The following is a 12,497-nucleotide window of genomic DNA, read 5'->3' on the forward strand; positions in this document are numbered from 1 at the left end:
GGGAGTGGGGGCGGCCCGGCTCAGCCGAGCGGGGCGTACTCGGTCCGGTGGGCGGCCAGCACCCGTTCGGCGAGCTCGGCGCAGTGCGCCGGGTCCTCGCCGGCCAGCAGGAACGTCAGGACGCCGTACGGGCGGTCCGGGTGCAGTTCGGCGCCGGGGGCGAAGCGGGTCTTGCAGAACACCAGCTCCGGGAAGGCCGCCAGCAGCTCCTCGCGCGGGGTCTGCCGGACCAGGGTGACCGCCTCGGCGGGCGGCGGCACCGAGCGGTACAGCGCGTGGCGGACGGCCCGGTAGTCGCCCTCGGCCGGGCGGCCGAGCGCCAGCCGGACGACGTCGGCCGCGATGTCGGTGTCGGCGCAGGCCCGCAGCAGGTGGCCGATCGGGCCGCCGAGCCGGGCGTTCAGCTCGATGCAGGCGGGCCCGTCCGGGGTGAGCTTGAGCTCCAGGTGGGTGGCGCCCCAGCGGATGCCCATCGCCGCGATGACCCGCCCGGCGTGCTCCAGCACCTGGCGGCGGCGCTCCTCGGGCAGCGAGGTGGGCATCAGGTGGCCGGTCTCCACGAACGCGTCGAGCGGGAGCTTGTCGGTGATCGCGACGTGCCGGACCCGGCCGTCCTCGACCAGCGACTCGACGCTGACGTAGTCGCCGAACCCGGGCCGCCCGTACCAGTCGTCGCCGACCAGCAGCTGCTCCAGGACGAACCGCGGCTCCGGGTCGAACAGCGGGGAGGTGCGGTAGGCGTCCAGGGCGGCGCGCAGCCGCTCCCGCAGCTCGGCCTCGTCGTGGACCTTGGCGACCAGGAAGCTGGCCGCGCCGTGCACCGGTTTGAGCACCGCGGGGAAGCCCACCTCGGCGGCGGCTTCCGCGAGGTCGGCCTCGCCGGTGACCTCCCGGAAGCGGATCTTCTCGACGCCGGCCTCCCGCAGCCGGCGGCGCTGCGCCAGCTTGGACTGCGCGGTGCGGACCGCCTCCGGCGGGTTGCCGGGCAGGCCCAGGCGCCGCTGGGCCTCGGCCTGGGCCACGATCAGCGGCTCGCCGAAGGTGGCGACGCCGTGCACCGGGCGGCGGGCGTGCAGCTCCGCCAGCAGGTCGGGGACGGCCAGGTGGTCGGCGACGGTCAGCCACTCGCCGGTGCAGCCGGCGCTCCAGGCCGTGCGCAGCGCCTGCGCCGCGGCGGCGGACGGGCCGCCCTGGTACCAGACCACGCTGATCTCGGAGGTCACCCGCCGGGCGGAGGCCAGCGCGGCGTCCGGGGAGATGCCGCCGGCGCCCAGCAGCAGCACCAGGTGCGGGTCGGGGGCGTTCACCGGGTGCCGGCCGGGACGGCGCGGGCGGGCAGCGCGGGCAGCAGCAGGCCGGTGACCAGGCGGTCCAGGTCCTCCTCGTCGTGCGGGTCGACCAGCTGGACGCCCATGCCCTTGCCGACCCGTTCCCGGGCGGCCATCACGTTGCGGTGCGGGACGCCGTGCACCGGCGGGATGGTGATGCCGTTGCGGGTCAGCCAGGTGTCCGCGCCGAGCGAGGCCATGGTGTCGGAGGGCACCAGGACCAGCGCCCGGGCCGCGGCGACCAGGCCGGGATCGCGCAGGATGTCCGGGATGCCGGCGCCCCACAGGTCGCCGCCGAGTTCGGCGACGACGATCTCGGCGCCCTCCCCGGTGAGCCGGGCCGCCAGGTGCCGGGCCGCGCCGACCACGGTGTCCGCGGTGTGGCCGTAGGTGGTGGCCAGGCCCGCGTCCACGAAGTCGGCGGCGCAGTGGGCGCCCGCGTCGGCGAGGGTCAGCAGGTCGCGGAGCCGGCCGGTGCCGGCCAGCTTGGTGACGCCCACCCGCACCCCGTACCGGGCGGCCAGGTGGTGCACCAGCGCCGCGGCGAAGGTGGTCTTGCCGACCTCGGCGGCGGTGCCGCCGACGAACACCACCGGGGTGGCCGGGGCCTCGGCCGCGGCCTGCCGGCGCAGGCTCAGCACCCGCCCGTCCGGGCCGGCGGCGAGGCCGGTCAGCTCCAGCGCGGTGGCCGTGCCCAGCGAGGACGGGGAGGAGGCCGCGATGCCGACCACCCCGCCCACCGCCAGCAGGTCGGCGGGGGTGCCGGCCTTGACGGCCAGGCCGTCCTCGGGCAGGCCGCCGTAGATCGACGTGGTGGAGTGGCGGTCGCCCAGCACGCCGACGACCTCGTCGCCGACCCGGATCCGGACGTCCCGGCCGTGGACGTTCTCGACCCGCGGGTAGGCGCCGACCCGGACCACCCGGGCGATCACCAGGTCCCCGGCGCGGCCGGTGCCCTCGACGGCCGTCAGCCGCTCCGGCAGCTCCTGCGCACCACGGGTGCAGCTCGTGATTACCGTGCTCATGTCTCTTTCCAGGATGGTGAGTTGGCGGGAAGTGGACCGAACCTGATTCGGATCACTGGATGTTGACGCTCCAGATGGTGCGCGGATTGACCTCGGTCCGGCCGTCGGCGGCGGTCCGCGCCGCCACCACGTGCTGCCGGCCGTGCCCGTGGCGGTCGTTGTCGATGATCACGACGTCGCCCGCGCGCATCAGGTAGACCTGCTGGAGGGCCGGGTCGTTGGCGGCGGCGTGGAAGCGCTCGACCGCCTCGAACCAGCGCTCGCCGCCCTCGATCTCCCCGGCGGCCTTGCGCAGCCGGCCGAGGTCCTGCGGCAGCCGGGCCGCGCAGTCGTCCGCCACCGGGGTGTAGCGGGGGGTGCCGGGCAGGTAGAGGAAGGGCAGCTCGGAGGGCGCCTCGTCGAGGTGCGAGGCGGGGAAGCTCATCGCGAGGCCGGTGAGCTGCCGCAGGTCCTCGGCCCAGTGCTCGGGGTGGCGCTCGCGCAGCGCGGCCAGCACGTCGCCCCAGCGCACCAGCAGGGACTCCCCGTTGCGGCCGGGCTCGAAGCCCTGCCAGCCCGGGTCGGCCATCAGCATGGCCAGGTACAGCGGGCGGCGCCGGGCGAAGGAGCGGCCCGAGTGCATGGGCAGCGAGCCGGCCTTCTCCTGGACCCGCTCGACCCCCTCGGCCTGCGGCGCCCGGCAGCGGACCACGTTGATCGCCTCGTGCAGCGCGTACGCGGCCTTGGTCGAGCCGGCCGCGTAGTTGGGGCACAGCTCGCCGAGCCGGGACAGCAGGGCGGTGTAGCGGTCCACCTCGATCGGGAAGTTGCGGAGGTAGGCGAGCTGGTGCGCGGCGACCGAGGCGAGGGTGGCGGCCTCGATCTCCTCGGCGGAGCGGCCGGAACAGTCGATGGCGAATTCTTCGAACACGGGTGCTGGCTCCTGGGACGGGGGGTCAGGTGCGGCGGACCAGTTGGTGCGCGCCGAGCAGGGCGAGCAGGGCGTCGGCCGTCGGCGCGGGGCCGGGCCCGGGGGCCGGGGCGAGGAAGGCGGTGCCGGACAGCCGGTGGCGCTCGCGCACCTCGGCCAGCCCGGACGGCTCGGGGCCGGTGCCGGCCACCACCGCCAGGACCCCGTTTCGGGCGAGGATCTCGGCCACCATCCCGGTGCGCCGGACGGCCCCGGCCGGGTCCTCCCCCGGCAGCGGCGGGAACGCCGGGAGGAACTCGGCCCGGCGGTGGTGCTCGGTGCGCAGCAGCTCGGCGAGCTCCGCCCCGGCGCCGTGCTCCCGGGCGTCCGCCAGCCAGAGGGTCGCGCCCGGCAGGCAGGTGCAGACGGGGGCCGGCCTCATGCCGCACCCGCCCGGACCGCGACCGGCTCTCCGGCCACCGGCCGGTCCGTCGCCAACTGCCCCCGGGAGACCGCCCGTTCGAGCCAGCCGCCGGCCATCAGCGAGGTGACGACCGCGGTCAGCACCAGGGTGGTGAACAGCGTCGCATTGATGATGTCCGCGTCGTACGCCAGCGTGGCCAGGACGATGCCCGGGCCGCCCCGGGCGTTCATCGCCACCGCCAGGTTGGCCGAGCGCACCGGCGGACAGCCCGACCAGCGGGCCCCCGCGTACACGCTGCCCGCCTTCACCACGCAGGCGAAGGCGATGAACAGCACGGTGAGCAGCGGGTCGAAGGAGTGCACCAGGTCGAGCTTCAGGCCCACCACGGCGAAGTACACCGGGATGAAGAAGTTCGCGGCGAAGGTGTGCACCGCCCGCGCGGGCTCCTCCCCCGCGTCCCCCGCGCCCCGCACCGCCCCGCCCCAGCCGGCCACCAGGCCGACCAGGAAGGCGCCGTACATCGGGGTGATCCCGGCGAACAGGCAGCCCGCGGACGCCGCCAGCACCGCCGACAGCTGGACGGCCACCCCGCCCGCCCGGCGGCCCGCGGCGGCCGTCCGGCGGCGCACCGCCACCCCGACCGCCGCCATCAGCGCGAACAGCACCAGCGGCGCCAGCGCGTGGTAGGCCAGCGCGGCCGGGCCGTCGCCGACCCCGAGCAGCGCCGCCGCCCCGAAGCTGTCGTGCCGCCCGTCGTTCACCATGCCGAGCGCCACCGAGATCACCACGTTGAGCGCGATGTCCTCCAGGACCGCCACCGAGAGCACCACCCGGGCGAAGTCGGTGCCGAGGATGCCCAGGTCGAGCATGATCCGGGAGATCACCGGGATGCTGGTGATCGCCACCGCGCAGGCCAGCACCAGGGTCAGCGCCGCCCGGTCCCCCGCCGGGCCGACCACCCGTCCCAGGTCGAGGAACGGCGCGAGCCCCAGCCCGAAGGCGAACGGCACCACCATCCCGACCACGGCCACCAGGCCCACCGTCCGGCCGTCGCGCCGGGAGAACACCGCCCGCATCTGCGCCCCGGCCAGGAACATCAGCAGCAGCGTGCCGAGTTGGTAGACCAGCGCCAGCCCGGACGCCGCCGGACCGGTCCGCGGGAACAGCCAGCCCTGGGCGTGCGGGGCCAGCAGGCCGAACAGCGAGGGCCCGAACAACAGACCCCCGACGATCTCACCGATCACCGGGGGTTGACGGAAGCGGGCGAACACCCTGCCCAGCAGGTGCGCCGACATCAGCAGCAGCACCAGTCCGGCCAGCAGCCGGAACAGATCGACGTCAGGCATGGCGGGTCCATTCCTCCGCGGTCGAACCGGCCATGCCGGCGGTGAGGGTGGTGCCGTCGGCCGGGTCGATCAGGATGAACGAGCCGGTGCGGCGGTTGTCGGTGTAGTCGTCGAGGGCCAGGGGTTCGGCGGTGCGCAGCACCACGTGGCCGATGTCGTTGACGTTCAGCCCCTCGGCGCCGGAGCGCTGTTCGAGGGTGTCGATGTCGATCCGGTACGAGATCTCCTTGACGAGGGCGCGCACGGTGCGGGTGGTGTGCTTGAGCAGCACCTTCGCGCCGACGTGCAGCGGACGCTCGTTCAGGTGGCAGACCGTGGCCTCGACGTCCTTGGTGGAGACGGGCAGCGGTCCGGCCGCGATCAGGTCGCCGCGGGAGATGTCGAGGTCGTCGGCGAGGCGGACGGTCACGGACTGGGGGGCCCAGGCAGTCTCGGTGGAGGTGCCGAGTGCGTCGATGGCGGTGATGGTGGTGGTGTGGCCGGAGGGCTGGACCGTCACCGGGTCGCCGACCCGCAGCACGCCGGAGGCCAGCTGGCCCGCGTAGCCGCGGTAGTCGTGGAACTCCTCGCTCTGCGGCCGGATCACGTACTGGACGGGGAAGCGGGCGGGTTCGGCGCCCGGGTCGGTGCCCACCGGGACGGTCTCCAGGTGCTCCAGCAGGGTCGGGCCGGCGTACCAGTCCATGTGGGCGGAGGGCTCGACCACGTTGTCCCCGGCCAGCGCCGAGATCGGCACCGCCACGACGTCCTTGACCCCGAGCGAGGCCGCGTACGCGGTGAACTCCTCGGCGATGGCGGCGAACACCGGCTCCGCGTAGTCGACCAGGTCCATCTTGTTGACCGCCAGGACGACGTGCGGGACGCGCAGCAGGGCGGCGACCGCGGCGTGGCGGCGGGTCTGCTCGACCACGCCGTTGCGGGCGTCGACCAGCACCACGGCCAGCTCGGCGGTGGACGCGCCGGTGACCATGTTGCGGGTGTACTGCACGTGGCCGGGGGTGTCGGCGAGGATGAAGCGGCGGCGGGCGGTGGCGAAGTAGCGGTAGGCGACGTCGATGGTGATGCCCTGTTCGCGTTCGGCGCGCAGGCCGTCGGTGAGCAGCGCCAGGTCGGGGGTGTCCTGGCCGCGGCGGCGCGAGGCGTGCTCGACGGCCTCCAGCTGGTCGGCGAGGACGGACTTGGAGTCGTGCAGGAGGCGGCCGACCAGGGTGGACTTGCCGTCGTCCACGCTCCCGGCGGTGGCGAAGCGCAGCAGCGAGGTGGCGGTCTGTGTCGTCATGGTTAGAAGTACCCCTCGCGCTTGCGGTCTTCCATGGCGGCTTCGGACATCTTGTCGTCGGCGCGCGTGGCCCCTCGTTCGGTGAGGCGGGAGGCGGCGATCTCGGTGATGACGGCCTCGATGGTGGCGGCGTCGGAGTCGACCGCGCCGGTGCAGGACATGTCGCCGACCGTGCGGTAGCGCACCAGGCGGGTCTCGACCGGCTCGCTCTCCTTCGGGCCGCCCCACTGGCCGGCGGTCAGCCACATGCCGTCGCGCCGGAACACCTCGCGCTCGTGGGCGTAGTAGATCTCCGGGAGCTCGATGTGCTCGCGCTCGATGTACTGCCACACGTCCAGCTCGGTCCAGTTGGACAGCGGGAAGACCCGGACGTGTTCGCCGACCGCGTGGCGGCCGTTGTAGAGGGACCACAGTTCGGGGCGCTGGCGGCGCGGGTCCCAGGCACCGAACTCGTCGCGCAGGGAGAAGACGCGTTCCTTGGCGCGGGCCTTCTCCTCGTCGCGGCGGCCGCCGCCGAAGACGGCGTCGAACTTGTTGGACTCGATGCCGTCCAGCAGGGGGACGGTCTGCAGCGGGTTGCGCAGCCCGTCGGGGCGCTCGCGCAGTACGCCGCGGTCGATGAAGTCCTGGACGGAGGCGACGTGCAGGCGCAGGTGGTGCTCGGCGACGGTGCGGTCGCGGTACGCCAGGACCTCGGGGAAGTTGTGGCCGGTGTCGACGTGCAGCAGGGCGAAGGGCACCGGCGCGGGGGCGAACGCCTTCAGCGCCAAATGCAGCATCACGATGGAGTCCTTGCCGCCGGAGAACAGGATCACCGGCCGCTCGAACTCGCCCGCCACCTCGCGGAAGATGTGCACCGACTCCGCCTCCAGGGCATCCAGGTGGGCGGTGCGCAGGACGGGGGCGGGGGTCGCGGTCGTCATACCAGTCCCTTCCGGATGAGGAGTCGGTGCAGTTCGGCGACGGTGTCGGCCGTGCTGCGGCCTTCGGTGCGCAGCCGCAGGTCCGGGTTCTCCGGCACCTCGTACGGGTCGTCCACCCCGGTCAGTCCGGAGATCTCCCCGGCGGCCTGCTTGGCGTAGAGGCCCTTGACGTCCCGCGCGGAGCAGACGTCGAGGGGCGTGGCCACGTGCACTTCCAGGAACGGCGTGCTGTTCGCCGCGTGCCGCTCGCGCACCGCGTCGCGGGCGTCGGCGAACGGGGCGATCACCGGGGCGAGCACCTTGACGCCGTTGGCGGCGAGCTTCTGGGCGACGAAGCCGATCCGGGTGACGTTGGTGTGCCGGTCCTCGCGGGTGAACCCGAGGCCCTTGGAGAGGAACTCGCGGATCTCGTCACCGTCCAGCACCTCGACCCGGTGCCCCTCGGCCCGCAGCCGCTCGGCCAGCGCGCACGCGAGGGTGGTCTTGCCCGCACTGGGCAGGCCGGTCAGCCACACGGTGGCGCCGCGCCGGGCGGGCGCCGGCGCGGTCACGGGCGGTCCTCGGCGGCGGTCTCGGCGGCGGTCTCGGCGGCGATCGCCGCGAGCAGGGCCGGGGCGTCCTCGGTGCGGCAGACCAGCAGGTCGGGCAGGTAGGGGTCGGCCTGGTTGTAGCGCATCGGGGAGCCGTCCAGGCGGGAGACGTGGTACCCGGCGGCCAGCGCGACGGCGGCCGGGGCGGCGGAGTCCCACTCGTACTGGCCGCCGGCGTGGACGTAGGCGCGGGCCTCGCCGAGCAGGACGGCGGCGCTCTTGGCGCCGGCCGAGCCCATGCCGACCAGGTCGGAGCCGACCCGGGCGGCGACCCGGGCGAGGAAGGCCGGGGGCCGGGTGCGGCTGCCGAGCAGGTCGCGGGCGGTGGGGTCGGCCGCCGGGTGCGGGCGGGCGGTGGAGAGGGTGGTGCCGCGGGCGGGCAGGGCGACCGCTCCGGCGGCCAGCCGGCCGTCGACCCAGAGCGCGACGTGCACCGCCCAGTCGGCGCGGCCGGCCTCGGCGTACTCGCGGGTGCCGTCCAGCGGGTCGACGATCCACACCCGGTGGGCGTCGAGCCGGGCCGGGTCGGCGACGCCCTCCTCGGAGAGGACGGCGTCCTGCGGGCGGTGCCGGGCGAGTTCGGCGGTCAGGAAGGCGTGCGAGCGGGCGTCGCCGAGGTCCTTGAGGCTGCCGGGGTCGGCCAGGGCGGTCTCGGTGCGCAGGCCCAGCAGCAGTTCGCCGGCCTGTTCGGCGAGCCGGTGGGCGAGTTCGTGGTCCTCGGGGCCGGCGGCCGTCCCGTCGTACGCCTCGGCGGCGGGGTGGTGGACGTGCACGGTGGTGCGGGCGAACAGCCGTCGGATCCACGCCTCCGCCGCGTCGGGGTCGGGGTGGGCGACCGTGCCGGACAGCGGGAGGTTCTCGGGGCGGTAGGAGGGGGCGCTGGGGCAGCGGGTGCCGGGGGGCGCCAGGCGGTGGCCGGTCAGCACCGGGTCGTCCAGCAGGCCGTCGGCGACCCGCACGGTGACGGGGGCGGAGCCGTGGACGTGGCCGGGGTAGAGGAAAAAGCCGTGGTGGAGGTCGGCGCGGGCCGGGCCGATGAAGCGTTCGGCGAGGGCGCCGTCGACGTCCGAGGCCATGTCGAGGGTGTGCAGGTAGGCGCCGGTGCGCAGTTCGGTGGCGCGGACGATGTAGCCGCCGCCGCAGCGGGCCGCGGCCTCCAGGAAGACCGGGCCGTCGGCGGTCTCGATCGCCTCCAGGTGGAAGGTGAGCGTCTCGCCGCCCAGGGCGCGGACGCAGCGCACCGCCCAGTCGGCGAGGGCGGGGTCGTCGCGCTGGACGGTGCCGACCGGTTCGCCGCGCTCGAAGCCGAGCGGCGTGCCGATGTAGCGGGAGGGCTGGACGATCACGGGTTCGCCCCGGAAGAGGAAGCCGTCGACGTGCCAGATCGGGCCGTCGATGTACTCCTCCAGTTCGAGCCGGGCGGCGGCCCGCGGGTCGTCCTGGGCGCGGAGGTGGGCGGCGGCGTCGGCGTAGGAGTCGAAGACCCGGACGCCCTGGCTGCCGGAGCCGTCCCGGGGCTTGAGCACGGTGCGGCCCGGCCAGGGGGCGGTGTCGGGGAGGGCGTCGGCGGGCAGGTGGCGGGGCACCCGCAGGCCGGCTGCGGCGACGGCGCTCTTCATCGCCAGCTTGTCGCGGAAGTTCCGTGCGGTGTCCGGGAGTTGGCCCGGGATGCCGAACTCGGCGCGCAGCTCGGCCGCCGGGGTGATCAGCTTCTCGTGCCGGGCCAGGACGCGCTGGTGCGGGGTGGCGGCGAGCAGCGGGCGGAGCTGTTCGGCGACGTCCCGGGCCGGGTCCCAGGGGAACTTCTCGCAGCGGATGCGGTCCGGGATGTTGTCGAGGTACGCGGGCGCGCCCGCGTAGGTGACGTCGTGCGCCTCGTGGTCGATGGCCCGCTCGTAGCCGAGCCGGTCAAACAGGTTCTGGTGAAGGACCAGGATCCGCACCGGGGTTCTCCTTGAGTGTGAGGTGGATGACGGCCCAGGCCGCCAGGGCGCACAGGCCCATGGCCGCGAACAGCAGCGACCGGTCGGCCCAGGCCAGCACCAGGCCGCCCGCCGCCGGGCCGACGCCGAGGCCGAGGTTGCGCAGGGTGGACGCCCCGAAGTAGGTGCCGCGCAGGCCGGGCGGCGCCAGCTCGTCGACCACCACGCTGACCGTCGGCACCACCAGCACCTCGGCCATGCTGACCAGGACCACCAGGGCGACCAGGCCGGCCTTGCTGAACTCGACGAAGCAGAAGGCCAGGCAGACCGCGGCGAACAGCCCGTTGCCCAGCTGGATGGTCCGCCGGGGGCTGAGCCGCTTGGCGATCGCGGTGGCGGGCGGCTGGAGGGCGATCACCGCGACCGCGTTCACCGTCAGCAGCACCGAGAAGAACCGCACGCCGTCGGCGAAGCCCCGGCTGACCACCGCGGACAGGTTCGACTCGATCTGGCAGTAGGCCAGCGCGAACAGCACCATCGACAGGGTCAGCCCGCGGAACGTCCGGTCCGCGCCGAGCACCCGGAGCGCGCCGCCCAGGCTGCGGCGCTCGGACGGCGCGGTGGCCGCCCCGAGCTCGGTGCCCCGGGTCAGCCACCAGAAGGCCAGCGAGAAGGCCAGGTAGCAGCTGCCGGAGACGACGAACGCGGCCCGGGCGGAGGCGATCCCGAGGAAGGCGCCGACCGGCGGGCCGATCGCCACCGCGCAGTTGGTCAGCACGTAGCGGTGCCGGAACACCGTCGGCCGGCGCTCGGCGGGCAGGCTGTCGGCCATCATCACCTGGGTGACCGGCCAGAAGAACGCCGACATCATCCCGTAGCCGGTGTTCAGCAGCGCGAACAGCACCGGGAAGGCCACCGTCGCGCGCAGGAAGGTCGCGGTCAGGAAGAACAGCAGGAAGACCGCGGAGCTGCCGAACAGCCCCACCAGCAGCACCCGCCGCTTGCCGACCCGGTCGGCGAGCACGCCGCTGACGAAGCCCGCGCCGAGCGAGCCGATCTGGCTGAGCCCGACGATCGCGCCGATCACGTACGGCGGGGCGTCGACGGTGCGGCTCAGGTAGATCGTCATGAACGGGATGCACAGGAAGGAGACCAGCTTCAGGACGAACGTGCTGGCCATCGTGACCGAGACCAGCGGGGTCCGGTACACGGCGAAGTCTCCGCCGCCGCCTCTCACAGGAACGTTCATGGCTTTCCTCGTCGCGGAACCGGAGAACGCCGGGGCGGGCCGGTCGGTGACCGGCCCGCCCCGGCGTTCCAGGAGGGCTTGCGTGTGCTGTTGTCGCGGCTACCGGGCCGTCAGGAGGCGGGGTTCCGGTAGAACGGGGCGTCGTCCGGCCCGGTGTACTCGGGCTGGAACCAGGTCGCCGGGCGGAGCGCGCCGGGCACCTGGTCGGCGACGCCCAGGACGGAGGCGAACAGCGCCATCCGCATCGGGATGCCCGCGTCGGTCTGCCGGAAGATCGCCAGCCGGTGGTCCCGGTTCAGGTCGGTGGCCAGGTCGTTGGAGCCGGGGCGGCTGTCCCGGGGCAGCGGGTGCATGATCACCGCGTCCTCCCGGCAGGCCCGGGCGACCAGCGCCCTGTCGATCCGGAACTCGTCGCTGTACGGCAGCGGCTGGTCGGCGAAGCGCTCGGTCTGCAGGCGGGTGGCGTAGACCAGGTCGGCGTCCTTGAGGCCGCTCTCCGGGCGGTCGCTCAGCTCGATCCGGTGGCCGCGGCCCTCGGCGAGCTCCAGCAGTTCGGCGGGCATGCCGAGCGGGCCGGGGGCCACGCAGACGATGGTCAGGTCCCGGTACAGCGAGACCAGCTTGATCAGCGAGTGCACCGTGCGGCCGTGCCGCAGGTCGCCGACCAGGGCGATCCGGCGGCCGTCCATGGAGCGGCCGGTGCGGGAGAACTCCCGGTGCAGGGTGTACATGTCCAGCAGGGCCTGGGTCGGGTGCTCGCCCGCCCCGTTGCCGCCGTTGACCACCGGGACGTTGGTGGCCGCCGCGAACTCGTGGACGGCGCTCTCCTCGGGGTGGCGCATCACGATCAGGTCGCTGTAGCCGCTGACCACCCGGCTGGTGTCGGCCAGCGACTCGCCCTTGGAGATCGACATGATCTCCGCGCCGGTGCTGGAGATCACCGAGCCGCCCAGCCGGGAGAACGCGGACTCGCAGCTGAGCCTGGTCCGGGTGCTGGCCTCGAAGAACAGGCTCGCCATCACCGCGCCCTCCAGCACCCGCACCACCTGGCGGCCCCGGGCCACCGGGGCCAGCAGGTCCGCCAGGGCGAAGAGGCGCTCCAGTTCGTCCCGGTCGAAGAGGTCGCTGGAGAGGACGTGCCTGCCGATGAGAGACATGACGGAAACCGACTTCCTGGTGGTGATCTGCTGCGCCGACAGTGTAGGGCCGGCGGTGTCCGGACACCGGACGACCGCCCGGGCGCCGGGCGGCGCGGGCGGTCGTCCGGGCGCGGTCAGCCCGCGTGCAGGGCGACCAGCTGGACGGACGAGACGTTGCGCTGCTCGACCTCCTTGAGCGAGGCCACCGCGGTGTCCAGCGACCGGGCCGCCGCGTCGGTGCCGGCCCCGCCCATCAGCGCGTCCAGCTCGCCCTGGAGCTCGGCGCAGACCGCGTCCAGGTCGGCCTGCTCCTCGGTGCGGGGGGTGTCGTCGGGATTGCTCATGTGCTCGCTTCCTTCGGGACGGGAGGGCTCCGGGCGGAG

12 protein-coding genes are annotated in these 12,497 nt (G+C 74.3%); all 12 read right to left on the minus strand.

Annotated elements, in window-relative coordinates:
• Positions 1-20 precede the first annotated feature (20 nt).
• The 12 genes from ACIQVD_RS24535 to ACIQVD_RS24590 all read right to left on the minus strand — a co-directional run bounded on the left by ACIQVD_RS24535 (position 21) and on the right by ACIQVD_RS24590 (position 12,458).
• Complete coding sequence (locus ACIQVD_RS24535; protein ID WP_400687559.1) at positions 21-1,307, minus strand: acetyl-CoA carboxylase biotin carboxylase subunit family protein; 1,287 nt, start codon at positions 1,305-1,307, stop codon at positions 21-23.
• Positions 1,304-2,353 (minus strand): hypothetical protein, encoded by a 1,050-nt coding sequence (locus tag ACIQVD_RS24540; RefSeq protein ID WP_402291697.1) that lies wholly within the window; start codon positions 2,351-2,353, stop codon positions 1,304-1,306. The genes ACIQVD_RS24535 and ACIQVD_RS24540 overlap by 4 nt, the downstream gene beginning before the upstream one ends.
• A gap of 52 nt (positions 2,354-2,405) precedes the next feature.
• Entirely contained in the window at positions 2,406-3,263 is an 858-nt protein-coding gene (locus ACIQVD_RS24545) for a TauD/TfdA family dioxygenase (RefSeq protein ID WP_402291698.1), read from the minus strand.
• A gap of 25 nt (positions 3,264-3,288) precedes the next feature.
• On the minus strand, positions 3,289-3,684 hold the full coding sequence (locus ACIQVD_RS24550) for a hypothetical protein (protein WP_402291699.1): 396 nt from the start codon (positions 3,682-3,684) through the stop codon (positions 3,289-3,291).
• Positions 3,681-5,012, minus strand: a complete 1,332-nt coding sequence (locus ACIQVD_RS24555; RefSeq protein WP_402291700.1) for a cation:proton antiporter — start codon at positions 5,010-5,012, stop codon at positions 3,681-3,683. The genes ACIQVD_RS24550 and ACIQVD_RS24555 overlap by 4 nt, the downstream gene beginning before the upstream one ends.
• On the minus strand, positions 5,005-6,291 hold the full coding sequence (locus ACIQVD_RS24560) for a sulfate adenylyltransferase subunit 1 (protein WP_402291701.1): 1,287 nt from the start codon (positions 6,289-6,291) through the stop codon (positions 5,005-5,007). Before ACIQVD_RS24560 ends, ACIQVD_RS24555 begins: the two co-directional genes overlap by 8 nt.
• A 2-nt stretch (positions 6,292-6,293) precedes the next feature.
• Positions 6,294-7,214 carry a sulfate adenylyltransferase subunit CysD gene (cysD, locus tag ACIQVD_RS24565; protein WP_402291702.1) on the minus strand — a complete coding sequence of 307 codons (921 nt, stop codon included), beginning with the start codon at positions 7,212-7,214 and terminating at the stop codon, positions 6,294-6,296.
• Positions 7,211-7,765: an adenylyl-sulfate kinase gene (gene cysC / locus ACIQVD_RS24570; RefSeq protein ID WP_402291703.1), complete on the minus strand. Its 555-nt coding sequence runs from the start codon at positions 7,763-7,765 to the stop codon at positions 7,211-7,213. The genes cysD and cysC overlap by 4 nt, the downstream gene beginning before the upstream one ends.
• A complete protein-coding gene (locus tag ACIQVD_RS24575) occupies positions 7,762-9,747 on the minus strand; it encodes an inositol monophosphatase family protein (protein WP_402291704.1) in 1,986 nt (661 codons plus the stop codon). Before ACIQVD_RS24575 ends, cysC begins: the two co-directional genes overlap by 4 nt.
• Complete coding sequence (locus ACIQVD_RS24580) at positions 9,713-10,975, minus strand: MFS transporter (protein WP_400684121.1); 1,263 nt, start codon at positions 10,973-10,975, stop codon at positions 9,713-9,715. Before ACIQVD_RS24580 ends, ACIQVD_RS24575 begins: the two co-directional genes overlap by 35 nt.
• Positions 10,976-11,085: 110 nt before the next feature.
• Positions 11,086-12,132 carry an aspartate carbamoyltransferase gene (gene pyrB / locus ACIQVD_RS24585; RefSeq protein ID WP_400684119.1) on the minus strand — a complete coding sequence of 349 codons (1,047 nt, stop codon included), beginning with the start codon at positions 12,130-12,132 and terminating at the stop codon, positions 11,086-11,088.
• A 116-nt stretch (positions 12,133-12,248) separates the two neighbouring features.
• Positions 12,249-12,458 carry a hypothetical protein gene (locus ACIQVD_RS24590; RefSeq protein ID WP_111553886.1) on the minus strand — a complete coding sequence of 70 codons (210 nt, stop codon included), beginning with the start codon at positions 12,456-12,458 and terminating at the stop codon, positions 12,249-12,251.
• Positions 12,459-12,497 lie beyond the last annotated feature (39 nt).

Source organism: Kitasatospora sp. NPDC090308 (assembly GCF_044769485.1).
Classification (GTDB): domain Bacteria; phylum Actinomycetota; class Actinomycetes; order Streptomycetales; family Streptomycetaceae; genus Kitasatospora; species Kitasatospora fiedleri.

Coding starts and splice junctions, on each gene's coding strand:
- ACIQVD_RS24540 (WP_402291697.1), bottom strand. CDS start 2,353: ATGAGCACGGTAATCACGAGCTGCACCCGTGGTGCGCAGGAGCTGCCG.
- ACIQVD_RS24550 (WP_402291699.1), bottom strand. CDS start 3,684: ATGAGGCCGGCCCCCGTCTGCACCTGCCTGCCGGGCGCGACCCTCTGG.
- ACIQVD_RS24555 (WP_402291700.1), bottom strand. CDS start 5,012: ATGCCTGACGTCGATCTGTTCCGGCTGCTGGCCGGACTGGTGCTGCTG.
- ACIQVD_RS24560 (WP_402291701.1), bottom strand. CDS start 6,291: ATGACGACACAGACCGCCACCTCGCTGCTGCGCTTCGCCACCGCCGGG.
- cysD (WP_402291702.1), bottom strand. CDS start 7,214: ATGACGACCGCGACCCCCGCCCCCGTCCTGCGCACCGCCCACCTGGAT.
- ACIQVD_RS24580 (WP_400684121.1), bottom strand. CDS start 10,975: ATGAACGTTCCTGTGAGAGGCGGCGGCGGAGACTTCGCCGTGTACCGG.
- pyrB (WP_400684119.1), bottom strand. CDS start 12,132: ATGTCTCTCATCGGCAGGCACGTCCTCTCCAGCGACCTCTTCGACCGG.
- ACIQVD_RS24590 (WP_111553886.1), bottom strand. CDS start 12,458: ATGAGCAATCCCGACGACACCCCCCGCACCGAGGAGCAGGCCGACCTG.